Source organism: Nocardioides sp. CPCC 206347, assembly GCF_048654605.1.
Lineage (GTDB): Bacteria > Actinomycetota > Actinomycetes > Propionibacteriales > Nocardioidaceae > Nocardioides.
Genome location: NZ_JBMCYZ010000001.1, coordinates 1,122,016 through 1,145,843 on the forward strand (window position 1 = coordinate 1,122,016; position 23,828 = coordinate 1,145,843).

Annotated in this window: 19 protein-coding genes; 5 read left to right on the forward strand and 14 right to left on the reverse strand. The window is 69.6% G+C overall.

What is annotated here, in order from left to right; genetic code table 11:
• Positions 1-2 precede the first annotated feature (2 nt).
• A complete protein-coding gene (locus tag ACOACQ_RS05375; RefSeq protein ID WP_420287776.1) occupies positions 3-1,226 on the forward strand; it encodes an ROK family protein in 1,224 nt (407 codons plus the stop codon).
• On the opposite strand, the gene ACOACQ_RS05380 is transcribed toward ACOACQ_RS05375, so the two are convergent.
• From ACOACQ_RS05380 to ACOACQ_RS05410, 7 genes are all read right to left on the reverse strand, one after another.
• On the reverse strand, positions 1,223-2,401 hold the full coding sequence (locus tag ACOACQ_RS05380) for an ROK family protein (protein WP_420287777.1): 1,179 nt from the start codon (positions 2,399-2,401) through the stop codon (positions 1,223-1,225). The genes ACOACQ_RS05375 and ACOACQ_RS05380 overlap by 4 nt on opposite strands.
• On the reverse strand, positions 2,394-3,557 hold the full coding sequence (gene xylA, locus ACOACQ_RS05385; protein ID WP_378598158.1) for a xylose isomerase: 1,164 nt from the start codon (positions 3,555-3,557) through the stop codon (positions 2,394-2,396). Before xylA ends, ACOACQ_RS05380 begins: the two co-directional genes overlap by 8 nt.
• Positions 3,554-4,960, reverse strand: coding sequence for an FGGY-family carbohydrate kinase (locus ACOACQ_RS05390; RefSeq protein ID WP_420287778.1), 1,407 nt, complete (start codon positions 4,958-4,960; stop codon positions 3,554-3,556). The genes xylA and ACOACQ_RS05390 overlap by 4 nt, the downstream gene beginning before the upstream one ends.
• A 26-nt stretch (positions 4,961-4,986) precedes the next feature.
• On the reverse strand, positions 4,987-5,610 hold the full coding sequence (locus ACOACQ_RS05395; RefSeq protein WP_420287779.1) for a DUF4126 domain-containing protein: 624 nt from the start codon (positions 5,608-5,610) through the stop codon (positions 4,987-4,989).
• A 47-nt stretch (positions 5,611-5,657) separates the two neighbouring features.
• Positions 5,658-6,887 (reverse strand): endonuclease/exonuclease/phosphatase family protein, encoded by a 1,230-nt coding sequence (locus ACOACQ_RS05400; RefSeq protein ID WP_420287780.1) that lies wholly within the window; start codon positions 6,885-6,887, stop codon positions 5,658-5,660.
• Positions 6,888-6,979: 92 nt separating this feature from the next.
• Positions 6,980-8,098: an FAD-dependent oxidoreductase gene (locus tag ACOACQ_RS05405; RefSeq protein ID WP_420287781.1), complete on the reverse strand. Its 1,119-nt coding sequence runs from the start codon at positions 8,096-8,098 to the stop codon at positions 6,980-6,982.
• Positions 8,095-8,976 carry a DUF1295 domain-containing protein gene (locus ACOACQ_RS05410; RefSeq protein ID WP_420287782.1) on the reverse strand — a complete coding sequence of 294 codons (882 nt, stop codon included), beginning with the start codon at positions 8,974-8,976 and terminating at the stop codon, positions 8,095-8,097. The genes ACOACQ_RS05405 and ACOACQ_RS05410 overlap by 4 nt, the downstream gene beginning before the upstream one ends.
• Positions 8,977-9,113: 137 nt before the next feature.
• Between ACOACQ_RS05410 and ACOACQ_RS05415 the strand changes: the two genes are divergently transcribed.
• The 3 genes from ACOACQ_RS05415 (at position 9,114) to ACOACQ_RS05425 (ending at position 14,654) form a co-directional block, all read left to right on the forward strand.
• Positions 9,114-10,745 carry a M14 family metallopeptidase gene (locus ACOACQ_RS05415; protein ID WP_378598146.1) on the forward strand — a complete coding sequence of 544 codons (1,632 nt, stop codon included), beginning with the start codon at positions 9,114-9,116 and terminating at the stop codon, positions 10,743-10,745.
• Between the two features lie 517 nt (positions 10,746-11,262).
• Positions 11,263-12,390 carry an AAA family ATPase gene (locus ACOACQ_RS05420; RefSeq protein WP_378598144.1) on the forward strand — a complete coding sequence of 376 codons (1,128 nt, stop codon included), beginning with the start codon at positions 11,263-11,265 and terminating at the stop codon, positions 12,388-12,390.
• A gap of 107 nt (positions 12,391-12,497) precedes the next feature.
• A complete protein-coding gene (locus ACOACQ_RS05425) occupies positions 12,498-14,654 on the forward strand; it encodes a S8 family peptidase (protein ID WP_378598142.1) in 2,157 nt (718 codons plus the stop codon).
• A gap of 145 nt (positions 14,655-14,799) precedes the next feature.
• Here ACOACQ_RS05425 and guaA read toward each other — a convergent pair whose 3' ends face one another.
• The 7 genes from guaA to ACOACQ_RS05460 all read right to left on the reverse strand — a co-directional run bounded on the left by guaA (position 14,800) and on the right by ACOACQ_RS05460 (position 23,218).
• Positions 14,800-16,392, reverse strand: a complete 1,593-nt coding sequence (gene guaA / locus ACOACQ_RS05430; RefSeq protein ID WP_378598140.1) for a glutamine-hydrolyzing GMP synthase — start codon at positions 16,390-16,392, stop codon at positions 14,800-14,802.
• The gene (locus ACOACQ_RS05435) at positions 16,389-17,006 is read right to left on the reverse strand and encodes a hypothetical protein (protein WP_378598138.1); all 618 of its coding nucleotides are present in this window, start codon (positions 17,004-17,006) and stop codon (positions 16,389-16,391) included. Before ACOACQ_RS05435 ends, guaA begins: the two co-directional genes overlap by 4 nt.
• Positions 16,993-18,264, reverse strand: coding sequence for a DUF7224 domain-containing protein (locus ACOACQ_RS05440; protein WP_378598136.1), 1,272 nt, complete (start codon positions 18,262-18,264; stop codon positions 16,993-16,995). The genes ACOACQ_RS05435 and ACOACQ_RS05440 overlap by 14 nt, the downstream gene beginning before the upstream one ends.
• Positions 18,261-18,998, reverse strand: a complete 738-nt coding sequence (locus ACOACQ_RS05445; RefSeq protein WP_378598134.1) for an ABC transporter ATP-binding protein — start codon at positions 18,996-18,998, stop codon at positions 18,261-18,263. The genes ACOACQ_RS05440 and ACOACQ_RS05445 overlap by 4 nt, the downstream gene beginning before the upstream one ends.
• Positions 18,999-19,002: 4 nt before the next feature.
• Positions 19,003-19,482: a hypothetical protein gene (locus ACOACQ_RS05450; protein WP_378598132.1), complete on the reverse strand. Its 480-nt coding sequence runs from the start codon at positions 19,480-19,482 to the stop codon at positions 19,003-19,005.
• Positions 19,483-19,863: 381 nt separating this feature from the next.
• Positions 19,864-21,576, reverse strand: coding sequence for a GMC oxidoreductase (locus ACOACQ_RS05455; RefSeq protein ID WP_378598130.1), 1,713 nt, complete (start codon positions 21,574-21,576; stop codon positions 19,864-19,866).
• A gap of 4 nt (positions 21,577-21,580) precedes the next feature.
• Positions 21,581-23,218 carry a succinic semialdehyde dehydrogenase gene (locus ACOACQ_RS05460; RefSeq protein ID WP_420287783.1) on the reverse strand — a complete coding sequence of 546 codons (1,638 nt, stop codon included), beginning with the start codon at positions 23,216-23,218 and terminating at the stop codon, positions 21,581-21,583.
• A gap of 236 nt (positions 23,219-23,454) precedes the next feature.
• On the opposite strand from ACOACQ_RS05460, the gene ACOACQ_RS05465 reads away from it, so the two are divergent.
• Positions 23,455-23,817 carry a cupin domain-containing protein gene (locus tag ACOACQ_RS05465; RefSeq protein ID WP_378598127.1) on the forward strand — a complete coding sequence of 121 codons (363 nt, stop codon included), beginning with the start codon at positions 23,455-23,457 and terminating at the stop codon, positions 23,815-23,817.
• The last annotated feature ends 11 nt before the right edge of the window (positions 23,818-23,828 follow it).

The following is a 23,828-nucleotide window of genomic DNA, read 5'->3' on the forward strand; positions in this document are numbered from 1 at the left end:
GCATGGCGGGGGCACAGCGCGGGACGGGGACCAACCAGGAAGCCGTCCGGCGCCACAATCTCGGGACCCTCCTGCGCCACGTCCACGACGCCAGCGAGCTGTCGCGGGCCGACCTGACGGGCCGGATGGGCCTGAACCGCTCGACGATCGCCGGCCTGGTGGGCGAGCTCGACACCCTCGGCCTGATCGAGCACGCCAGCCCCGCGACCGAACGCCGTGGCGCCGGGCGACCCTCGGCCGGCGTACGGATCCGGGACGACGGTCCGTACGTCGTCGCGGTCGACCTCGGCGTCGACCAGGCAACCGTCGCCTGCGTCGGGCTGGGCGGACGTGTCGGCCAGCGCGCGAGCGCGCCGATCCCGGAGGAGACGGAGGCGTGGCAGGTGGGTGCGACCGTCGCCGCCCTGATCCGCCAGGTCGTCGCCCTCTCCCCCGCTGATGCGCCGCTGCTCGGCATCGGCGTCGCCGTCCCCGGTCTGGTACGACGCAGCGACGGCCTGATCCGGCACGCCCCGAACCTCAACTGGCACGACGTCTCGTTCGGCTCGATCGTCCTTGCGGCGCTGGCCCTCGACGTACCCATCGCGCTCGGCAACGACGCGGACCTCGGCGCGCTGTCCGAGCACCGGCGCGGTGCCGCGCAGAAGATCGACGACCTGGTCTTCCTCTCGGGCAACGTCGGTGTCGGTGCCGGAGTCATCACCGGCGGCCACCGGCTCGAAGGCGTGGCCGGCTACGCCGGCGAGGTCGGGCACCTCTGCCATGCCCCGGGCGGGATCCCGTGCCACTGCGGGAGCCGCGGCTGCTGGGAGACCGTGGTCGGCGCCCACGCCATCGCGCAGGCGCTCAGGGTCCCCGTCGACCAGGCCGCGCGGCTCGGTGCCACGCTCGACGAGATGACCACACCGGCGCGCGAGCTGCGCCCGATCGCCACCGAGCTGGGCCGTGGCCTGGCCGCAGTCGTGAACATCTTCAACCCCAGCGTGGTGATCCTCGGCGGCTGCTTCCGTCCGCTCTTCCGGCTCTGTCGGGCGGAGGTCACGGCCGGGCTCGCCGAACGGGCGCTGCGACCAGCCAACGAGGCGGTCCGCCTGACCCTGCCCGGCCTGGAGACCGACTCGGTCCTGCTCGGCGCCGCGGAGATGGCCATGGAGCCCGTGTTCAACGACCCGGTCGCCAGCCTCGCTGCCGCGGTCACGGACGCCCCGGCCCGTCTCGCCGGCTAGCGCTGGCCGAGCAGGTCGAGGGTGCCGGTGAAGACGTCGTCGAGGGCACGTTCGGCGGCGCCGGTGGCGGCGGCTTCCGTGCCGAGCTCGCCGAGGCGGAGGTCAGGTCGGGCGCGGCCACCCAGCGCAACCGCGGCGTCGAGCTCGGCAGCGGCAGGCGCCAGCACGAGGTCGCCGAGCGGGACGAAGTAGCCGCCGAGGACGATCCGTTCAGGATCCAGGACACCGGACACGATGCCGAGTCCACTGCCCAGCAGCTGCCCGATCCGTACGACGCCCGCCTGGACCTGTTCGGATCCCGCAGCCCGCCGGGCCACCTCGGCCGCGGTCTCCCGCGGCGTACCGGACTCCTCCATCCCGACGGCCGCGAGCAGCGCGTGCAGGCCGACGGAGGCCTCCCAGCACCCCGTCCGGCCACAACCACAGACCGCCCCGGGCTCGCCGATCGGCAGGTGGCCGACCTCGCCGGCGAAGCCACGGGCGCCGCGCAGCAGCTGCCCGTCGGAGACGATGCCGGCTCCGATGCCGACCGTTCCGGTGAGGTAGAGCAGATGGCCCGCGCCGCGACCGGCGCCGAGGCGCAGCTCGGCGAGGGCGGCACAGTCGGCGTCGTTGACGACCCGGGTCCGGGCCGACCAGCCGAAGACCCCGTCGACGGCGTCGGCCACGCCCGTTCCCGTCAGGTCGAGGTTCGGCGTCCAGACCGCGGTGCGGTCGTCGCCGTCGACCAGTCCGGGCAGCGCGACAGCAGCACCGACCGGATGCAGACCGTCCGCGGACAGGCGGGCCGCGACCTCGTCGGCCAGGGCACTGAGCGCCACGCCGACGTCGGCCACGTCCGGCACCGGCCGGGTGACCTGCCATCGCGGCGTGCCGGCCAGGTCGAGCACCACGGCCGACACGTACTCGACGTTGACCTCGAAGCCCACGCCGACGGGACGGCCGTCCGCCAGCGTCAGGCGCTGACCGGGCCGGCCGCGTTCGCCGCTGCGCACCTGCTCCAGCTCGCGCACCACGCCGGCCTCCTCGAGGCCGCCCGCGATCGTGCCGACGGTGGCCTTGGCCAGCCCGGTGCGCAGAGCCAGTTCCGCACGGCTTGCCGGGCCGTCGTACCGCAGGGTGCGAAGCAACGCCGCGGCGTTGCGCCGGCGGAGCGACTCGGTGGCGTCAGCCACGGACGCCGTACAGGTGCTCGAGGGCGAGCTGGTCGAGCCGCTCCATCGCGACCTCCCGCGCCGCCAGCGCCTCGATGTCCGGCAGCGGCCACGACTGGAGCTCCCGCCAGCCCTCCCCCGCACCGAGGGTGGGTACGGCGAGCTCCGGCAGGCCCGCTTCCTCGAGCGCAGCCTGCACCTCGGGATCGCCCCGGAACGCCCGCACCTTGTCGCGCAGGAACAGGTAGTTGTCGATGCACGCCTGCGCCGAGACCCACACGCCCGCATCCGTCTCCGGTCGCACCGGCTTGTAGTCGAAGTGCACCGGACCGTCGTACCCGCCCGAGAGCAGGGTGTCGACGACCCAGAAGGCGCCGCGCACGTTGCCGGCCCCGAAACGGAGGTCCTGGTCGTACTTCGGTCCGTTCTGGCCGTTGAGGTCGATGTGGAAGAGCTTCCCCTGCCACAGCGCCTGGGCGTAGCCAGCAGCAGCGTTGAGCCCCGCCATCTCCTCGTGCCCGATCTCCGGGTTGACGCCGACCAGCTCGGGGCGGTCGAGGGTCTCGATGAACGCCAGCGCGTGACCGACCGTCGGGAGCAGGATGTCGCCTCGCGGCTCGTTGGGCTTCGGCTCGATGGCGAACTTCATGTCGTAGCCCTGGTCGGTGACGTAGTCGCCGAGGACGTTGAACGCCTCCTGGTAGCGGTCCAGGGCGACGCCGACGTCCTTCGAGGCGCCGTACTCGGCGCCCTCGCGCCCGCCCCAGCAGACGTAGACCTTCGCACCGAGCTCGGCGGCCAGGTCGATGTTGCGCATCACCTTGCGGATCGCGAACCGCCGGACGTCGCGGGAGTTCGACGTGAACGCACCGTCCTTGAACACCGGGTGCGTGAACAGGTTGGTGGTGGCAGTGGTGACCACGAGACCGGTCTCGGCGAGGCCCTTGCGGAAGCGCTCGATGATGGCATCCCGGGTCGCGTCATCGGACCCGAACGGGATCAGGTCGTCGTCGTGGAAGTTCACGCCGTAGGCACCGATCGCGGCCAGCTTCTCCAGCGCGTACACGGGATCCATCGGTGCGCGGGTGGCGTCGCCGAACGGGTCGCGGGCCTGCCACCCCACTGTCCAGAGCCCGAAGGAGAACTTGTCGGCGGGGGTAGGCGTCGGGCGGTTCATCGTGATTCCTCATCTCGGTGGAGGGCGTCGCGGAGCGCGGCATAGCGCTCGCGGACTTCGGGGTCCGGAGGACCGGTCAGGGTCCCGGCGATCGGGAGCGGCCAGGCGGGTGGGTGGGCAGTACCGGCCAGCGCCCAGGCAGCCTGGCGCGCGGCCCCGCGGGCGACGTACTCCCCCTCCTGAGGGAGTACGACGTCACGGCCCAGCAACGAAGGGGCGAACGCCCGGACGGCGGGACTGCGGGCCGCTCCCCCGACGAGCAGGACGCGCCGGGGCTCGACGCCGGTCCGTGCCACCAGGGCGTCGACCGCGTCGGCGAGCGAGCAGAGCAGCGCCTCGACGGCAGCGCGAGCGAGGTCGGCCCGGGTGGTGCCGGGGTGCAGTCCGGCCCAGGTCCCGGTGGCGGCGGGGAGGTTGGGGGTGCGTTCGCCGCCGTAGTAGGGCGACAGGGTGACGCCGCCGGCGCCGGGTGTCGAGGCCAGCGCGAGGGTGGCCAGCTCCGCATGGGAGACACCGAGCAGACGGGCCTGCAGGTCGAGGATCCCGGCGGCGTTCATGGTGGTCACCATCGGGAGGTAGCGGCCGGTGGCGTCGGCGAAGCCGGTGACGGTCCCAGTGCCGTCGGCCACCGCGTGGGCGGCCACCGTGGACGCCACCCCCGAGGTGCCGATGGAGACCAGCACGTCGTCGGGACCGAGGCCGAGGCCGAGAGCGGCGGCCATGTTGTCGCCGGTGCCGGCCGCCATCACCTTGCCGCCACGCGTCTCGGCCGCAATGAGGCCAGGGGCCACGACAGCCGGCACCTCCGCCTCCCGGCCGAGCGCGGAGGCGAGCAGGTCCGGCCGCCACCGGCCCACCCCACCCAGCGCACCGGCCGAGAAGTAGCCGGTCCCCGACGCATCCCCGCGATCGGTGAAGGGTGGCGTCCCCGGGGCAGCCGCGTGCGCGGACACGTAGTCGTGGGGCAGCAGCACGCCCGCGACCCGGGCAGCGGCGGCCGGCTCGTGGTCGCGCAGCCAGCGCAGCTTGGTGCTGGTGAACGAGGCGACCAGGACGCTGCCCAACGCGTCGGCACACGCCTGCGGACCGCCCAGCTCGTCGATCAGCTGGACCGCGGAGGCAGCCGAACGCGTGTCGTTCCACAACAGGGCGTCGCGGACCGGGTCACCGGAGGCGTCGAGCACGACCATGCCGTGCTGCTGCCCGCCCACCGCGACCGAGTCGGCCCGCTCCAGCAGCCCGGACGTTGCCTCGTCGAAGGCGCGCAGCCAGGCCCGTGGATCGACCTCGGTCCCCGGCGGATGAGCGGCCGACCCGCGCGCCACCACGGCCCCGTCGTCGGCATCGACGAGCAGGGCCTTGGTTGATTGGGTGGAGGAGTCCACACCGAGGACGAGCGGCACCCCTCATATTTAGTACGAGTCTTGAACTAAGTCAAGGGTCCCGGCAGGTCCGCCGCCGTCGAACCGCCCCGCCGCCGCTCCCACCACGCCTGGAATCGCCGCCACCCGCGCCGGATGATCCGCCAGGCCAGCCACAGCGTGACCAGGCCCAGGAGCAGCAGCACCAGCGAGATCGAGGCCGCGACGTAGGGGTGCTGCACGGCGAACACGACCACCGCGAGCACCGTGATGTCCTCGCCGAGGCTGATGCCGATGTTGGTGAACGGCTCCGGGGAGGTGTTCACGGCCATCCGGGTCCCGGTCTTCACCGAGTGCGATGCGAACGCGGTCGACCCGCCCACCAGGCCACCCGTGATCTCGTTGAGCGAGCCCGAGTCCCCGGCGATCAGGACACCGATCACCCCACCGACCACGGGCCGGATCGCCGTCGAGATCACGTCCCAGCCGGAGTCGACGTACGGGATCTTGTCGGCCACGAACTCGAAGCCGTAGAGCAGCCCCGCGACCACGAGCACCTCCCAGCGCCCGAGGACGTCGGGGATCGTCTCGACCGTGCCGAACCGGTCCGCCAGCCCGAGGACGAGCACGACGAGATAGCTGTTGATGCCGCTGGCCCAGCCGGACGAGAACGCCAAGGCGAGTGATTCCACGTCGTCAGGTTAGGACCGAACGCGCCCCGGCAGCGGGACGTGCAGGGTCAGCGCACGTCGACCCAGACCATGCGGTGGTCGGACGTGGGGAACGGAAAGGTCCCGGTCAGTCGGTACAGCGGGTCGGCCACCGTCGGCCAGAACACTCCTCCGCCCCGCACCTTCAGCCGACGGGACGGCAGGACGTAGTCGACCCGCAGGTTGCCCGGCGCACCGTCGGCGAAGTCGGCGGTGTCGTACCTCGCGTCGCCCGTGTGCGTGAGGTTCGCACCGCCCTGCAGGAGCGCAGCCTCGGGAGCACCGGCCGACGAGGGCGCGAACCGGCTGTTGACCAGGGGGTGGTCGAGCAGCTGGAGGATCGCGTCGTCGACCGAGTCACCGTCCTCGGGATCGGCGTTCTGGTCGCCCGCGATCACGAAGCTCGAGCCGGGCCGCAGGCCGCCGTACTGGCCCTCGTCGTCGTAGATGTAGCCGCCGCGCGCCGGGCCGGAGACGTAGTCGGCCCAGAACCGGATCTCGTCATGGTTGCGCTTCCCGTTGCGGTCCTCGACACCGTCGAAGGTCGGGGGCGTCGGGTGCGACACGAGGAAGTGCACGGTGTCCCGCCCCACCTTGATCGGGACGTCCCAGTGCGACTTCGAGGAGAGGCGGAAGACTGCGAGCTCCTCCGGTGAGTACCAGTCGACAGGGGCGCTCGTCGCCGGGTCGTCCGGGAGCAGCGCGCCCGGCATGTCGGCCCAGCGGAAGGTCTGGAAGGTGCGGACCGCAGCCGTGTCGATCGGGTACTTCGAGTACACGACCAGGCCGTACTGGCCCGGGAAGAGCCCGAAGCCGAATGCGTCGTCACCGCCGCCGACCTGGCCGTTGTTGTTCAGGTCGAAGCCGCTGGGGATGCCCGTGTTCGACGCAGCGACGTAGGCGTAGGGGAACTCCACCGGGTCGGCGCCGTTCTGCGACACCTCGAGGTAGTTGTCACGGAACAGGTCGACGGCGGCGGGCGCGTGGTCGAACTCGTTGATGAGTACGACGTCCGGGTCGACCCGCTGGATCGTCTCGGCCACGTTGCGGGCCTGGGGGTCGTCCGGGCTGGAGAGGTCGGCGACGAGCTCGCCGGCCACGCTCCTGTTGAGGGACGCGTTGAAGGTGGCGAACCGCACCGGATCCACACCGTCGAGGCGTGGGGGTGCCGCACCGGCGACCTCGACGGTGGCACCGAGGCCCGACGCGAGCAGGGCCAGGGCGGCGAGCGGGACGAGGACGCGGGACGTGCGGCGCATGAGACCTCCGAGCAGGGATGCGGGACACCCTGACGGTAATCCGGACCACCCCCGCCCACCACCGCCAGCGGTGAAGGTTCGATGAACGGGCGTCAGCGCCGACGGATGCCGCCGTAGATCCCGCGCTCCACGATCAACGGCTGGAGGATCGACCGGATCGTCCACGCCGGGAACCGGAACGGTCGCCCGGACGGCGCGTACACCCGGAGCCCGTCCGGCTCCACACCGAGGACCGAGCCCCACCGACGACGCGGAGCCCGAAAGGTCTTGAGGTCACCGTCGCCAACGAAGGCCCGGATGTTGGCGGCCAGCAGCTTGTCCGCGCGGTTGCGCGCCGAGGACCGCAGCTCGTCGGTGGCGGCGACGTCACCGATCGCGAACACCTCCGGATGACCCGGCACCTGCAGCGTCGGCTCGACGCGGACGAAGCCCTCCTCGTCGAGGAGGTACGACGGCAGCCACCCCGTGTTCGGACGCACGCGCCCGATCGCCCACACCACCGCGTCGGCCGGCGTCGGGTCCTGGCCCGTGCTCCACTCGACCGGGCCCGTCGTGATCCGGTCACAGGCGAACCCGTCGGGCAGTGCGGCGCGGTGGCCCGGACGGAGGTCGACGCCCGCGGCGAGCAGCCGACGTCGTACGTGGTCCCAGGTGCGGAAGTGGTGGCGCGGCAGGGCGCGGTCGCCGGGGAAACAGAGCAGCACCTGCTTGCCGGGCCAGCGGATCGCGACCTGGAGGGCAGTGCTCACCGCCGCGGCCCCGCCGCCGACGATCACCACCGTGCCGGCCTCCGCGACCTGCCCGTGGGACTGCGCGAGGTCGAGGTCGACCTCGTCGTCGGTCTGCAGCCGGGGTTGCCGCCAGAAGCCGTTCGCCACCCCCGTGGCGAGCACCAGCACGTCGTACGGCTCCGACGACGCGTGGCCGTCGAGCCCGCGCACCGTGAGCGCACGCCCCGCAACATCGAGGTCGACGAGCTCGCCATGGACCGTCCGGACGCGGTCGAGACGCGTGAAGCGATCGAACTGGTAGCGGTGGTCCCGGGCCCAGGCGTCCGGGTCGGCCAGGCGCATCCCGAGCTCCTGCCCGCTGACGAGACCAGGTTTCGCGGAGACACCGACGACGTCGAGCTCCTCGTGACGTGCCAGATGGATCGCCGTCAGCAGCCCGCTGTCACCGAGCCCGGCGATGACCACCTTCGGCCGACTCACGCGGACCTTCGTGGCGGTCGCGGCACCAGGCGCGGCACCCGCTCGATGACCTCCTGGTACGTCGGCCGCCGCTCGAGGCTGCGTCCCTCCATCATCGGGATGCTGGCCGCCTGGAACATCGCGACCATCGCGACGGTGCCGATCAGCACCCACCACCAGTCACCCGGCGAAGCCGCGAGGCCGAACAGGCCCATCGCGAACCAGAAGCTGATCTCACCGAAGTAGTTGGGGTGCCGCGACCACGCCCAGAGCCCGCGGTCCATCACGTCGCCCGGCCGACGGGTCCGGACGAACCGATACATCTGCAGGTCGGCGGCGAACGCGAGCGCCACGGCAGCGAGGCCGACCACGACGGCCACCCCGTCCAGCCAGTTCACGTCACGTCCGGGCAGGGCCACGGCGGCGTACACAGGGAGCAGGCCGAGGAAGACCTGCAGCGTCGGGACCACGTGGATGCCGACCAGGTCGGCGAGGAGCTCCATGCGCCCCGCCCGCTCACGCACCAGCGGGTATCGCCAGTCCTCGTGGTGCAGCCCGGGGAACGCGTAGATCCAGTTGCCGGTCAGCCGGATCGCCCACGCGGCGATCACACCGAGCACCAGCCAGCCGCGCCCGTCGCTGACGCCGGGCGCGTCCGCGGCCAGCCACCAGTAGACGGCGAGGTACGGCGGCAGGATGCTCCAGTACGCGTCGTAGAAGCTCGAGTTGCGGTGGATCCGGCTCGCCGCGAAGACCACGAGCGTCGCCAGCAGGTCCGCGACCAGTCCGTCGAGCCAGAGCCAGCGGGTGTCCGGACCCCACAGCAACCAGGCCGTCGCGACACCGAAAGCGGCGACGTACGCGAGCGCCACACGGGTCAGGGACTGTGCCTTGCTCACACCCCGACGCTACCGGAACGTGTTCTAGTTTTGGCCGGGACGCCGCAACCCGGTATCCAAAGCGAGGGATCGCCCCGAGCCATTTGCGGGTCTAGGGTCGAGTCGGCAGTCGCTCACCCCTGGGGGCCGGAATGACCATGAACGCGCAGAAGCAGAAGTTCGCCCTCCTCGGTGCCGCAGCAGCACTCGTGCTCGGGCTGCCACTGACGCTGGGGTTCTCCGCGGCAGGCGCACCGACGTCGCCCGCCGCCGCGGACACGCCCACCCAGATCGTGCGGATCGCGACACCGACCAAGGCCGTTCGCAATCAGGTCGCCCGGCTGGGGCTCGACATCGCCGGCACCGTGGGCGTCGACTCCATCGACGTCATCCTCGCAACCAAGGCGGACCGGTCCGCCCTGGCCCGGGCCGGCCTCTCGGGCCAGGTCGTCGTCAAGGACGTGGCGGCAGCCGAACGCGAGCGCGTCGAAGCCGACAAGGCGTACGCCGCCGCGAAGCCCGGCGGCTCCACCCTCCCCTCAGGTCGTACGACGTACCGCACACTCGCCGACTACGGCACCGAGATGGCGGCGCTCGCGGCGGCCCACCCCACGCAGACCCGTCTGGTCGCCCTGAACCACACCAGCCTCGAGGGCCGCACCGTGCAGGCCGTGGAGATCAGCAACGACGTGGCTGCCAGCGACGGCAGGCCGACGTTCCTGCTGCTGGGTGCACACCACGCGCGTGAGTGGCCGTCCGCAGAGGTCGCCATCGAGTTCGCGTACGACCTCCTGCAGAACTCCGCGACCGCACGGATCGACAACATCCTCGACAACATCCGGGTATTGATCGTTCCGGTCGTGAACCCGGACGGCTTCCAGGTCAGCCGGAGCGGCGCCTACGAGCTGAAGCGGAAGAACTGCCGCATGACCGACGGGCAGCTGCCCGCCGCAGGGGCCTGCGCGCTGCGCGCCAACCGCGCGCTCGGCGTGGACCTGAACCGCAACTACGGCGCCAAGTGGGGCGGACCGGGCGCCTCGCCCTTCCTCAACGACGAGACCTATCGGGGTGGCGGGCCGTTCAGCGAGCCGGAGACCCGGAACATCCAGGAGCTGATCTCCTCGCGCCAGGTCCTCACGCAGATCTCCAACCACACCTACGGCGCCCTCGTGCTGCGGCCACCGGGGTACTCCGCCGACGGCCTGGCCCACGACGAGGCCTTGTTGAAGTCCTTGGGCGACCAGATGGCCGCTCAGATGGGCTACCAGAGCATCTACGGATGGCAGTTGTACGACACCACCGGCACCACCGAGGACTGGTCGTACTCAGTGACCGGCGGGCTCGGCGTCACCTTCGAGCTCGGGACCAACGGGTTCCATCCACAGTTCGCCAGTGTCGTCCCCCTCTACACCGGTGGGACCAAGAAGGTGCCCGCCGGCGGCGTCCGCGAAGCCTTCCTGATCGGCGCCGAGAGCACCCTCAACACGGCCAGGCACTCGGTCATCGAGGGTACGGCGCCCGCTGGCGTCACCCTCCGGCTGACGAAGACGTTCCCGACCTCGACCTGGGAGGGCGCGACCTTCACCGACACCCTGGACTCCACGATGGTGGTGCCGGCGAGCGGGACCTGGACCTGGCACGTCAACCCGTCGACCCGGCCGGCCGTGGCCGGCGCGGGTGGCACCGAGCCCTGGACCCTCACCTGCGAGAACCCGGCCGGCACCGTGCTCGAGGAGCGTCAGGTGGTCGTGGCCCGTGGAGCGGCCGCGACCGAGAACCTCACCTGCTGAGCCTCACTCCCAGGCAGCGCTACGCGCTCACTCCCCTGAGCCACGAGTACATATGAGGGCACTCATGATGTGTACCTCAGCCTGTCGCCTCCAGGACACCGCTCCAGCGTCCGTTTGAGGTCGGTTCTCGCGATTCCTGGCAGACGGGCGCCAGAAACCCAACTCTCGACGTCATCGTGAAGATCGCACAGGGCCTTCACGTTCCGGGTCTCACGGCTGTTCTCCTGACTCCACCCGCTCCGAACGAGCGCCAGCGCAACAGGTCCGTTCGATGGAGCGCGAGAGCATCGTACGAGCGCCACGTGGACAATCGCCGGCCAAGCCCGGACCCCAATGGCGACAACAGTTCGCCGATGGGCCCAACCCATACCCCGGCGCAGCGGCGATGCGCGGCCCCCCGACCACGACAGCGGCAACGCCATGCACAGGTCGGTCGACGGGCAGCAGATGGATCAGAGTGGACTAGTTTTTTCTCGATGCTGGACCACTAGTCCATCCGGTGCGCTATGTTGTCCTCATGAGCGCGAAATCTGACGAATCAACAACGGACCAGATATCCATTTCGAGGGTGCAGTTCGTCCAGTTGGCCGCGCTCGCGGCAGCCAGCGACAAGGCCGATGCACCCCCACTGCTCCGACGTCTCGCACGATCCTTGCGAGACGTCGACCCGCCCGCCGCGCAGGCGTTGGTGAGCATTCTCCGAGCGGCTCCGGTCCGCAGCGCCACTGGCGCCGTCACCAGCGAGCCGGTTGACCAGGATTCCCGGCTGCCGCTCCTGCGGCGCGAAGACCCCGTGATGCTCCAGGTCGAACCGATCTTGGAGACGGCCTTGCGCGAGGAGCTTGAGCAGATCGCCGCCGAACACGAACAGAGTGAAGCGCTCTACACACAGGGACTCGCGCCCACGAGGACGGCCCTGCTGGTCGGACCACCGGGAGTCGGCAAGACCTTGGCTGCCCGCTGGATGGCCCGTCGTCTGGAGAAGCCCCTGCTAGTCCTGGACCTGGCCTCGGTGATGAGCAGCTTCCTCGGGCGGACTGGAACAAACATTCATCGAGTCTTCGAGCATGCGCGGACTACTCCGTGCGTCTTCCTGCTGGACGAGCTAGACGCCGTGGCCAAGCGTCGGGATGACTCCACCGAGATCGGCGAGCTCAAGCGACTTGTCACAGTGCTCCTCCAAGAGATCGATCGATGGCCAGACGGATCGCTACTGCTGGCAGCGACCAACCACGCAGAGCTACTGGATCCGGCCGTATGGCGACGTTTCGAGGCCACGCTGAACTTCAGCTATCCGACCCTCGGGGCTCGGAGGTCGGCGCTTGGCCAGTTGCTCGCTGGCGAATCGCTTGACCCCGGGGTTGCCGAGCTGGTGGTAGAGGCTTCGGCAGGTGCGTCGTTGAGCACGTTGGAGAGCGATGTACAGATGGCTCGACGTAAGGCCGTGCTCCGGGGACGCACGCTGGACGACGAACTCCTGGATGCGCAGCGGCGACGAATCGAAACGCTGCCGACCACCGATCGCGTGCGACTGGCCACGAACCTGATGGCGGGGGGCGGCCTCAGCCAGCGTCGGGTCAGTCAACTGACTGGCGTAAGTCGTGACACGTTGCGCAAACACAGCGATGAGAGGGGACAGTCATGACGGAAACACCGAGGTACCTCCTTGGCTACGGGGAGCGGCTCACAGCACCAGTGCCGGCGCCCTCTGGCGGCGGACCGACTCAGCCGCCGTATAGCGTCGAGGATGCGGTGGAACGCCTCGCGGGCAAGGCAGCGAGCGCTGCCGACGCAATGAGCGACCTCCCAAGCGCCGCGTGCCCTGGTGGCGAAGCAGTAGGTGTCCTGACCATGCACCCGCAAGCCATTGCGAAGTCGTACTTCCCGCAGCAGCTGCTCGCTCAGTTCAACCTTCGGCACGTCGGCAGCCGACCTGTCGAGGTCCAGCCCGATCAATGGACTCGACAAGATGAGCTGCGTCCAGTGCCATCAACGGAACTGTTCATCGCGGGGCACCGTGAAGCGTTTCGACGGCTCGCCGACGATATTGGCGACCTCGCCAACGCAGCAGCGAACGGCGCGGATGTGGAGTCAAGGCTTCGTGAGCGAGCCCGGACCTTGCCCGACGAGCTAACCCGCTTGGAGAACATTCGCGTCCAGTCTCCATCTGAGCGCCTGCGCATGGGGTCAGAGTATGAAGGCCAGCCGATCGAAGCTCTTGAAGTAGTGCTCCACGCTGCCGACTCGCGTCAGGATGCCTTCATCGTCGAGGGGTTCGCCGACTACGCGGCAGACCTTGGCGTCGATGCCCGTCTCGGCAAGCGCCTCTATGCGGGCGGCCTCTGTTTCGTTCCGGTCTTGTCGCCCATTGATCGAATCGAGGAACTGGCTGCGTTTGGGTTCCTCCGCGTTGCGCGCCCGGTAGGCCGGATGCGGTCGATCGGTCAGGTTGAGCGTTCACGACCAGCACCTGACCTAGAGCCTTCCCCTCTGCCGACAGCAGGGCCGCAGCTGCCAGACTTTCGAGTTGCGGTCTTTGACGGCGGCCTTCCGGATTCGCATGTGTTGGGCAGATGGGCGACGGCCCACGAGCCCGACGAGATCGGCACGCCGGGTGCCGGCCAGGCAGATCATGGTCATGATGTCACCTCCGCTCTGCTGTTCGGCAACCTCACACCTGGGCAAGCCGCTCCGCAGCCCTACTGCCATGTCGACCACTTCCGCGTGATCGACGCCGACGCCGCAGCCGACCCATTCGAACTGTATGACGTGCTGAGCCGCATTCAGGACGTCCTGACGGATCGCCAGTATGAGTTTCTCAACCTCAGCATTGGGCCTTACATGCCCGTTGAGGATGATGAAGTGCATGCCTGGACGGCAGTCCTTGACGAGTACCTTTCGGACGGTCGATCACTTGCCACGATTGCGGTCGGAAACACGGGGGACGACGTCGAGCCACGGATTCAGGTCCCGGCCGATTGCGTCAACGGCGTGTCGATCGGCGCCGCCGATACCTCCCGCGACGGATGGAAGCGGGCCAGCTACAGCTCAGTCGGACCGGGCCGCAGCCCCGGCGTCGTCAAGCCGGATCTCTTGGCCTTCGGTGGTACACAGACCGAGCCGTTTCTGGTTTATGAACCTGATGGAGTGCCTGGCATTGCGCGAACGATGGGGACGTCGTTCGCCTCGCCACTCGCGCTCCGATCAGCTGTCGGCCTCCGCGCGCATTTTGGTTCGCGCTTGAGCCCACTGGCCATCAAGGCGCTGCTCGTTCACTCGTCCGATGACAGCAGTCAGCCACGTGTAGACGTGGGGTGGGGAAGACTCCCGGCTGCTATCGACGAGATGGCGCTCTGCGGCGATGGCATGGTTCGGGTGGTCTACCAGGGGGAGCTATCGCCGAGTAAGTACCTCCGCGCCGAAGTCCCGCTCCCCCAGGGGGAACTGAAGGGATTCGTCACTATCCGCGCAACCTTCTGCTATGCCACGCATGTGGACCCAGAAGACCCTGGCAACTACACCCGCGCCGGCCTGGAAGTTACATTCCGCCCTCACCACCAGAAGTTCAATGACGGCGCGGTCGACCCGAAGTCTCAGAGCTTCTTCAAGACTGGGGCATTCGACCCCGAACACGTGCTTCGCGGCGACGCGCAGAAGTGGGAGACGGTGCTGCATCGCGAACAGCGGTTCAGAGGAAGTTCTCTGAAGCGGCCCGTTTTCGATGTGCATTACAACGCCCGGGACGGCGGTGGCCCGAGTCGTACGTCCGAGCCTATGAGGTACGCCCTGGTTCTCGACGTGCTGTCACCGAGAACACCCGACCTGTATGACCAGGTGAGTTCGGCGTACGCCGGCCAGCTTGAGGCGTTGCTTCCGCAGCTTGAACTCCCGATCCAGGTCCGGAGCTAAGACCGGTTGCGTCCGCGCCGCTTCTTCGGCAGAGGGCCGCTGATGCCGGCGGCGCGCCGTCCACTCCGACCACCATGGCCATGCGGCCGTGGAATACCCAACAGGTACAAACCGAGCCACGTTTCCGCAGGTCAGAGCACCTGTCCTACTCCCACTCGATGGTGCCGGGCGGCTTCGAGGTGATGTCGACGGTCACCCGGTTGACCTCGCGGACCTCGTTGGTGATCCGGGTGGAGATCTTCTCGAGGACGTCGTAGGGCAGGCGGGCCCAGTCAGCAGTCATCGCGTCCTCGGAGGTGACGGGACGCAGGACGACCGGGTGGCCGTAGGTGCGGCCGTCGCCCTGGACGCCGACGGAGCGGACGTCGGCGAGCAGGACCACCGGGAACTGCCAGATCTCGCGGTCGTGGCCGGAGGCGGTCAGCTCCTCGCGGGCGATTGCGTCCGCCTCGCGCAGGATGTCGAGGCGTTCGCGGGTGACCTCGCCGATGATCCGGATGCCGAGGCCGGGGCCGGGGAACGGGTGGCGCCACACGATGTCGGCTGGCAGGCCGAGCTGCTCGCCCACGAGGCGGACCTCGTCCTTGAACAGGGTGCGCAGCGGCTCGACGAGCTCGAACTCGAGGTCCTCGGGCAGGCCGCCCACGTTGTGGTGGGACTTGATGTTGTGGGTGCCGGCGCCCCCGCCGGACTCGACGACGTCCGGGTAGAGCGTCCCCTGGACCAGGAAGCCGACCTTGGTGCCCTCGGGCGCGTCCTTGATGATGTCGAGCTCGGCCGCCTCGAAGGTGCGGATGAACTCGCGGCCGATGATCTTGCGCTTGGTCTCCGGGTCGGAGACGCCCTCGAGTGCGTCGAGGAACTGCTTCTCCGCGTCGACGACGACCAGCTTGGCGCCCGTGGACGCCACGAAGTCGCGCTCGATCTGCTCGGTCTCGCCCTTGCGCATGAGGCCGTGGTCGACGTACACGCAGGTGAGGCGGTCGCCGATCGCCTTCTGCACGATCGCGGCGGCGACGGCGGAGTCGACGCCACCGGACAAGCCGCAGATCGCGCGCCCGTCGGGGCCGATCTGCGCGATGATCCGCTCGATCTGCTCCTCGGCGATGTTGCCGATCGTCCAGGTCTGGCGGCACCCCGCGACGTCCCACAGGAAGTGCTCGAGGACCTTCTGGCCATGCTCGGTGTGCAGCACCTCGGGGTGCCACTGCACACCGGCGAAGCCACGCTCGACGTTCTCGAAGGCCGCGACCGGCGTCGACTCGGTCGAGGCGAGGACGGCGAAGCCCTCGGGTGCCGCCGTGACGGAGTCGCCGTGCGACATCCACACGTTGTGCTCGGTCGGGATGCCACCGAGCAGGGTGCCGGCGTGGCCCACCTGCACGCGGGTGCGGCCGTACTCCCGGGCACCGGTCGCGGAGACCGTCCCACCGAGGCCCTGGGCCATCAGCTGGAAGCCGTAGCACATGCCGAAGACGGCGACCCCGGCCTCGAAGAGCGCCGGGTCGAGCGTCGGGGCGCCGGTCTCGTAGACCGAGGACGGCCCACCGGACAGGATGATCGCCTTCGGACCACGCGCGACCATCTCGGCGATCGGCATCGTGTGCGGCACGATCTCGGAGTACACCCGGGCCTCGCGGACCCGGCGGGCAATCAGCTGGGCGTACTGCGCCCCGAAGTCCACCACCAGGACCAGGTCGTGCTCGGACTCGTGCGTGGATTCCCCGGGCGCCGTCATGGGCGAATCGTATCGGCGGGGCGCCCACTCCCCGAACTCGTGCCGACCTCCCGGACCACGCGCCGCACGCGCCGGGCGCCGATGGCGACGTACCCAATGCCTCCGACCACCAGCACGGCGAGGTCGGCAACCAGCCACACCCACCCGGCGGTGACCACCTGCTCACGCGATCCCCACTGCAGCCAGACGACCAGCAGGCCCATCATCGGCACCCAGTACCACAGACCGGCGAGGGCACAGGCGGCCGCGGCGATGCCGACGAAGGCGACGACGACCAGCGCGCCGGGCAGCGTCCAGCCCACCAGCAAGACGGCGACCACGACCGGTGCAGAGGTGAGGAGGACACCCCCCAGCCGGAGCAGGGCGAGCACGGCTGGAGGCCGCACGGACAGGAGCGTCAATCCGGGGGTGCGGTCGACGAGCGGGAAGGGAAGCACGACCGCTGCCAGCCCCGGGAAGACGTGCACGATCCGGACCCTGTCCCGCAGCGCCGGCAGGTCGAGGTAGACGTCGCCCACGACCAGCACCACCCCCGCGAGGACCACGCCTGCCACGAGACTCACGCCGAGGCCCCAGGCACGGATGACGGCGAAGCAGCGCCTATCCCACGCCATCAGGGATCGTGATCTCCTCGAACGCGCAGGTCCGCAACTGGCGGTAGACGTCGCGCACCCATGCCTCCTGCTGGTCGCCGTCGCCGAGCAACCAGGCGCGGTCGCTGTCGCCACGCGCCGGTTGCCGGATCCCGGCACGTACCTGGAGCCAGCGGCCCAGCAGGTGGCGAGCATCCATCGCGAGGTACGACGGCTCCGCGCCGTAGTCCTGAGCACAGAGGGCCGGCGTGACGAGGGTGTCGGTGGCCGAGTCATCACTGACCGAGGAGCTCGACTCGTCGTCGCCGATGAGGTGCACGACACCGTCGGACGGGTCGTGGTCCTGCGTCACGTAGTGCTGGGTGAAGCGCTCGGGGACACTGACGCCGGCGTCGTACAGGAAGGCGGCCTGCCGCTCGACACGGGCAACGAGGTCGGCGAGCGGTCGCGGCGTCTCCTCGAACACACAGACCTGCGGCTGCGCGCCAGAGCAGGTCTGGGGCGGTCGAGACAGCAACTCGTACCGGTCGTCATTGCTGGCCGGCGCCCCCAGCCAGCCGACGACGAGCGCAGCGGCGCCGAGGACGACCACACCGCGACGCGGCCAGGTCGCCCAGAACAACCTCGGGGCAGCGGCCACCAGGACCATCACCACGATGCCCACAGCGGCCACGGCGGGCATCAGCACCGACCGGACCACGAAGACCTGGCCCGACAGGGTGCCGGTCACCCCACCGGTGTTGAACAGCTCGGGAATCACCTGGGACGACGTGAGAAAACTGATCGAGAACACCCCGGCGACCACGAGCGGCGCGAGCCAGGCCCGGCCGCTGGAGAAGCCGACAGCGGCGCCGATGGCCGTCTGGGCCGCGAGGACCGCGAGCGCGGGGATGACGATCCACGAGCTGCCCCAGTACGACGGCACACCGGCCGCGCTCGCCAGCCCGGTGACGCCCACCACGAGGACCACCAGGGCAGCCGAGGCCAACCCCCAGACCGCCACGGCTGGCTGCAACCAGACCCACCAGTCCCGTTGGCTCTGCAGGAGCACATCGCTCAGGGCGGAGCGGCGCAGACGGGCGTAGGCAAGACACGCAGCACCGGCGGCGATGGGACCGATGAATGCAGTCGCGCCCGCGCCGAAATCGAGTGCCTGCTTCCAGGAACCGACCCAGGAGGTCGACCGCGGCGCAACCCAGAGCACGCCCGCCGCCAGGAGCGCGCCGAACTGGGCCAGGATCGCCCAACGGCCACCCAGCCAGGCCAACCGTGCGCTCATGCCGCACCTGCCGCGATCGTCGCGAGGAAGGCGAACTCCGGCGAGCGTTCGGGTCCGCCGCGCTCGGAGACGAACTCCTGGACCGTGCCGTCATGGAGCAGTCGCCCCTCATGCAGGACCGCGATCCGGCTCGCCATCATCGCGACGTCCTCCATCACGTGGCTGCTCAGCACGGTGACCGCGCTGGCGCTGAGGCCCGAGACGATGTCGCGCAGAGCGGCCCGCTGCTCGGGATCGAGACCGGTGGTGGGCTCGTCGAGCAGGAGCACGTCCGGGTCGGTGACCAGGGCGACTGCCAGGGCGAGGCGCCGGTTCATCCCGCCGGACAGCTGACCCACCCGATCAGCTGCCCGGCGAGAGAGCCCGACGCGGTCCAGGAGCTGAGGATTCCGCGCCCGGGCGGTCCCGGGTGGCACTCCTCGCACCCAGCTCGCGTACGCCAGCGCATCCGACACCCGCATCTCGGCGGGCAGCTCCAGGTACTGGGGCATGTAGCCGATGCGCCCCAGCACCTGGCGCCTGTCCGGACCGTAGAGCGACACGTCGTCGACCCGGATCCGACCGTTCTCCGGTCGGCGCGAGCCGGCCAGGGACCGCAGCAGCGTGGACTTGCCGGCGCCATTGACCCCCACCAGCCCACACACTCCCGGCCCCATGTCGAGCAGGTCGATCTCGACCGCCGGCGGGCGGCGACGGTCGTAGCTGCAGCGAAGGTCGTCGACGACAACGCTCATCAGGTCAGAGGGAGAACGTGAAGTAGGGCTTGCGGCTGCAGGGGTCGCCGCTGTTGTTCTGGTCCTCGCACACCTTCGAGAAGATGCGACCACGCTCGGCGTTGCGGGAGGAGTAGTCGTCGGCGTCGTACTGGCTCTGCCACTTTCCACTGTCGTCGCGGGCGCTCTGGTCCTTGCCGACCTCGCTGCACCACTGGATCGCCGTGTTGCACCACTTGTAGTAGGAGTACGTCGTCTCGGTGTAGACGTCGTCACCGCCCGGCCGGGGGTCCCGGTAATTGGTGTGGTTCTTCAAGAACCCGTCCTTCTGGTAGGACGTGCCGTAGGCGAGCGCCTGCTGGGCCCCGTCCTCCCAGGCGATCAGCGGATCCGAGGACGAATGCCAGTTGTAGGACGCCGCGGAGGCGGGGCCAGCGGCGAGCGTGAGGGCCGCGGCAGCGGTGGAGAGCACCAACGCTGCGGTGGAACGGGTCAGAGCGAACATGTGAACCTCCCGAGATGGAGTGGCAGCCGAGCGCTGCCGACGGGAGAATCTTGATGTGCCCATACAAGTATGTCAAGACACTTCTGTGGCCCTGTGGAGAAGCGCCCGGTCCGTGCGCCGCGCGGTAGCGGGCCGGCGAAAAATGCACCGAAAAATGCACCAGGGCCCGACCGGGGAGGGAGGGTGGTCGGGCCCTGATTGTCCACGCAGCTGTTGGACAGTGCTTGGACCGAGCCCGGGCTTCGGGAGGGAGCGTGAATCTCCGGGCTCGCTGGTTCAACGACCTCGCCGTGGTCGGGTTACGCCGTCACCCGACAACTTCCCCAATGTTTCTGGGCGGCCCGGAAAGCTCCGAACCGCCCAGAAATCACGCCTGACCCTTCAGCTGACCCCGACGATCGGCAACCGGAGGGCACCGGGGGCATCCGCCGGGACGACAGGGCTCCGGGGAGCGACCGGCTGGATCCGCTCGTAGGCGTCCCCGAGGGCCGGTCGTGCGTCCTCCTCGCCCTTGTTCGGCCAGAAGGACATCGCCCGCTCGGCCTGCGCCGTGATCGTCAGCGACGGGTTCACGCCGAGGTTGGCCGAGATCGCGGAACCGTCCGCGATGTGCAGCCCCGGGTACCCGTACATCCGCTGGTACGGGTCGACGACGCCCGTCGACGGGCTGTCGCCGATCGCGCAGCCCCCGATGAAGTGGGCCGTCAGCGGCATCCCGAGCGGCTCACCGAGGCTGCCGTAGGCCTCCTTGGCGTTCATCGCCTTCGCCAGGCGCCGTACGGCGTCGTAGGCGGGAGCGATGTACGTCGGGTTCGGCGCACCGTGGCCCTGCGTCGAGGACATGTAGCTGAGCGGTCCCCGCTGGCGCCAGACGGTCGTGATCGAGTTGTCCAGCGTCTGCATGACGAGCGCGACGACGGTGCGGCGCGACCAGGTGTTCAGGGAGTAGAGGTCCTTGATGCCCCCGCGCTGCTTCCACAGCTCCTTGCCCCAGGTCTTCAGCCGGTTCTCGCCCTCGACCTCGTCGACGAGCACGGTGGCCATCAGCGGCATCACGTTGCGGCCGGGGCCGTAGCGGACCGGCTCGATGTGCGTGTGCTCGTCGGGGTGGAACGACGACGTGATCGCCACGCCCTCCGACCAGTCGACCGCGTCATCGTTGGCCGTCGCCCACAGGATGGCTTCGGAGTTGGTGCGGGTGAGGACGCCGAGCCGGTCGGAGATCTCCGGGAGCGATCCCTCGGCCTTGAGCCGGTGCAGCAACCGCTGCGTGCCGAGCGCCGCGGCGGAGAAGATGACCTGCTCCACCCGGAAGGTCTTGACGGCCGACTTGCGCGACAGCTTCGCCTTGGTCCAGCGGGCCGTGACCTCGTAGCCACCCTCGGGCAGCGGACGCACGTCGGTGACGGTCGTCAGCGGGTGGATGGCGGCGCCGTTCTGCTCGGCGAGGTAGAGGTAGTTCTTGACCAGCGTGTTCTTGGCGTTGTGACGGCAGCCGGTCATGCAGGAGCCGCAGTTGATGCAGGTCTTGCGGTCCGGTCCGGCACCGCCGAAGAACGGGTCCTCGACCTTCTCGCCCTCGGGCTGTCCGGGCGCTCCGAAGAAGACGCCCACCGGGGTCGCGTGGAACGTGTCGCCGACGCCCATCTCGTCCGCGACCTTCTTCATGGCGTTGTCAGCGGGCGTCATCCGGGCGTACTCGGTCACGCCGAGCATCCGCTTGGCCTGGTCGTAGTACGGCGCCAGCTCGGACTTCCAGTCCGTGATGTGCGCCCACTGGGCGTCCTTGTAGAACGGGTCGAGCGGCTCGTAGAGCGTGTTGGCGTAGACGAGCGATCCGCCGCCGACGCCCGCACCCGCGAGGATGAAGCAGTCGTTGACCAGGTCGATGCGCTGGATCCCGTACATCCCCAGCTCGGGCCGGAAGACGAAGCGCTTGGCGTCGCCGCCGTTCTCCGGGAGGTCGTCGTCGGTGAACCGGGCACCGGCCTCGAGGACGGCGACCCGGTAGCCCTTCTCGGTCAGCCGCAACGCGCTGACGGAGCCGCCGAAGCCGGAGCCGATGACCAGGACGTCGTAGTCGAAATCAGTCATCGGGTCAGGCCCGTCCGAGCTTGTCCATCAGGCGGAAGGTGGCGGTGGTGACCTTGGAGTAGGTCTCGTCCGACATCCCGAACATCGGCCCGAACCGCATCAGCTTCTGCTGGGCGACCGACTGGACCTCGGTGTAGCGATGGATGCCCTCGGCGCCCTGACGACGTCCCATTCCGGACTGACGCATGCCTCCCATCGGGGCATCGATGCTCGCGAAGGTCGCACCGAACGCCTCGTTGATGTTGACCGTGCCGCACTTGACCTGGCGGGCGATCACGCGGGCGCGGTCGCCGTCCTTGCTGTAGATCGCGGCGTTGAGGCCGTAGTCGCCGTCGTTGGCGCGCGCGATCGCGTCGGACTCGTCGTGGAAGCGGTACAGCGAGATCACCGGACCGAAGGTCTCGTTGCCGAAGCAGGTCATCTCGGGCGTGACGCCCTCGAGGATCGTCGGTTCGAAGAAGTACGGCGCCAGGTCGGGCCGTGCGCGGCCGCCGGCGAGCACGCGGGCGCCCTTCGCCACGGCGTCGGCCACGTGGGCCTCGACGGTCTCGAGCTGGTCGGCCGAGATGAGCGGGCCCATGTCGACACCCCACTCGAGGTTCGCGCCGAGCGACATCGCCTTGGTGCGGGCGACGAAGCGCTCCACGAAGCGGTCGTAGACCTGGTCGGCGACGAACATCCGCTCGACCGACACGCAGAGCTGGCCGGCGTTCGAGAAGGACGCGCGTACGGCGCCTTCGGCGGCACGCTCGACATCGGCGTCACGGAGCACGAGGAACGGGTTCTTGCCACCGAGCTCGAGCGAGCAGCCGATCAGCTGCTCGGCGGCCTGGCGGGCGATGATCTTGCCGGTCGCGGTCGAGCCCGTGAAGCAGATGTAGTCGGCACGCTCGATGATCGGCGTACCGAGCTCGCGGCCGGGTCCGGCCACGACCTGCCACAGGTCACGCGGGAAGCCGGCCTCCTCGAGCAGCTCGGCACCGAGCAGCGCCGAGAGCATGGTCTGGGCATCGGGCTTGGTGACGACGGCGTTGCCGGCGAGCAGGGCGGGCAGGCCGTCGCAGAGCGCCATCGTGAACGGGTAGTTCCACGGCGAGATGATGCCGACGACACCCTTGGGCACCCGGTTGACCTCGAGCCGCGTGAGCGCGGGGATGACGCCCGGACGACGCTCGGAGTCGAGGTGCCGGTGGGCGGTGCGGGCGTAGTAGCGGGCGGTCAGCGCGATGTGGAGCGGCTCGTCGTACGCGTGCTTGCGGGCCTTGCCGGACTCGAGCTGGATCAGGTCCATGATCTCGGCCTGCCGGTCGAACACGATGTCGTGCAGGCGGTGCAGGATGCGCGCGCGCTCGTCGATCGACACCCGCGCCCACACGGCCTGGGCCTTGCGGGCCCGGCGGAACGCCTCGGCGACGTCCTCGGTGCTCGACTGCGGGATGTTCGCCAGCGGGGCGCCGTTGATCGGCGAGGTGACCTGGGTGGTCGTGCCCGTGGTGGCCAGGACGCGGTCGGTCAGCCGGGCGACGTACTCCGGCTCCAGGGCGTACGACGCCCGGGGGTCGTGCTCGGGATCGTGCGGCCCGCCGACAGCGGGATCTGCGGCGCCACCAGGCGCTCCGGAACCGGGATTGGCTTCGCTCATGTGACGAGAGTAGGTGAGCGGCGTCACCGACGCTACTGATCGGTAGCAGATGTGCCGCTTTACACATCCATTATCCGTGTCAAGCACTGATTTCGGGCCATTTCGGAGCCGTCCCGAGCCGTTCTGGAGCCGTTGCGGAGCCTCGAGAGGCGGCTGCAAGGACTCTGCAAGGTGGCCGGCGCAGGCTCTGCTCAGCGCGACGACCGGCGTCGCCCACCCCGTGGAGGAGACCTGCGATGAGCACCCAGAACACCGAACAGAAGAGCTTCGAGAAGCCCGACGAGACCCGATCGTTCGAACGCGGCAACGTCGACCTGGTCGTCGTCGGTGGCGCCGAGATCGGCCGGCTGACGCTGCAGCCGGGGTGGCGCTGGTCCGAGCACGTGAAGCCGATCGCCGGCACCCACCTGTGCGAGGCACCGCACTTCCAGTACCACGTGAGCGGCACCCTGGCGATCAAGATGGCCGACGGCACCGAGTTCACCGCCACCGCCGGCGACGTGACCTCGCTGCCGGAGGGCCACGACGCGTGGGTGGTCGGGGACGAGCCGGTCGTGGTCGTCGACTGGTGGGGTGCGTCGAACTACGCGAGGCCCTGACCGGCGCGGCG

What these genes read in the sequence shown, in the direction of transcription:
- ACOACQ_RS05465 (WP_378598127.1), top strand. Translation starts at nt 23,455, where the DNA reads ATGAGCACCCAGAACACCGAACAGAAGAGCTTCGAGAAGCCCGACGAG.
- ACOACQ_RS05440 (WP_378598136.1), bottom strand. Translation starts at nt 18,264, where the DNA reads ATGAGCGCACGGTTGGCCTGGCTGGGTGGCCGTTGGGCGATCCTGGCC.
- guaA (WP_378598140.1), bottom strand. Translation starts at nt 16,392, where the DNA reads ATGACGGCGCCCGGGGAATCCACGCACGAGTCCGAGCACGACCTGGTC.
- ACOACQ_RS05450 (WP_378598132.1), bottom strand. Translation starts at nt 19,482, where the DNA reads ATGTTCGCTCTGACCCGTTCCACCGCAGCGTTGGTGCTCTCCACCGCT.
- ACOACQ_RS05445 (WP_378598134.1), bottom strand. Translation starts at nt 18,998, where the DNA reads ATGAGCGTTGTCGTCGACGACCTTCGCTGCAGCTACGACCGTCGCCGC.
- ACOACQ_RS05400 (WP_420287780.1), bottom strand. Translation starts at nt 6,887, where the DNA reads ATGCGCCGCACGTCCCGCGTCCTCGTCCCGCTCGCCGCCCTGGCCCTG.
- xylA (WP_378598158.1), bottom strand. Translation starts at nt 3,557, where the DNA reads ATGAACCGCCCGACGCCTACCCCCGCCGACAAGTTCTCCTTCGGGCTC.
- ACOACQ_RS05460 (WP_420287783.1), bottom strand. Translation starts at nt 23,218, where the DNA reads ATGAGCGAAGCCAATCCCGGTTCCGGAGCGCCTGGTGGCGCCGCAGAT.
- ACOACQ_RS05435 (WP_378598138.1), bottom strand. Translation starts at nt 17,006, where the DNA reads ATGGCGTGGGATAGGCGCTGCTTCGCCGTCATCCGTGCCTGGGGCCTC.
- ACOACQ_RS05415 (WP_378598146.1), top strand. Translation starts at nt 9,114, where the DNA reads ATGAACGCGCAGAAGCAGAAGTTCGCCCTCCTCGGTGCCGCAGCAGCA.
- ACOACQ_RS05375 (WP_420287776.1), top strand. Translation starts at nt 3, where the DNA reads ATGGCGGGGGCACAGCGCGGGACGGGGACCAACCAGGAAGCCGTCCGG.
- ACOACQ_RS05455 (WP_378598130.1), bottom strand. Translation starts at nt 21,576, where the DNA reads ATGACTGATTTCGACTACGACGTCCTGGTCATCGGCTCCGGCTTCGGC.
- ACOACQ_RS05420 (WP_378598144.1), top strand. Translation starts at nt 11,263, where the DNA reads ATGAGCGCGAAATCTGACGAATCAACAACGGACCAGATATCCATTTCG.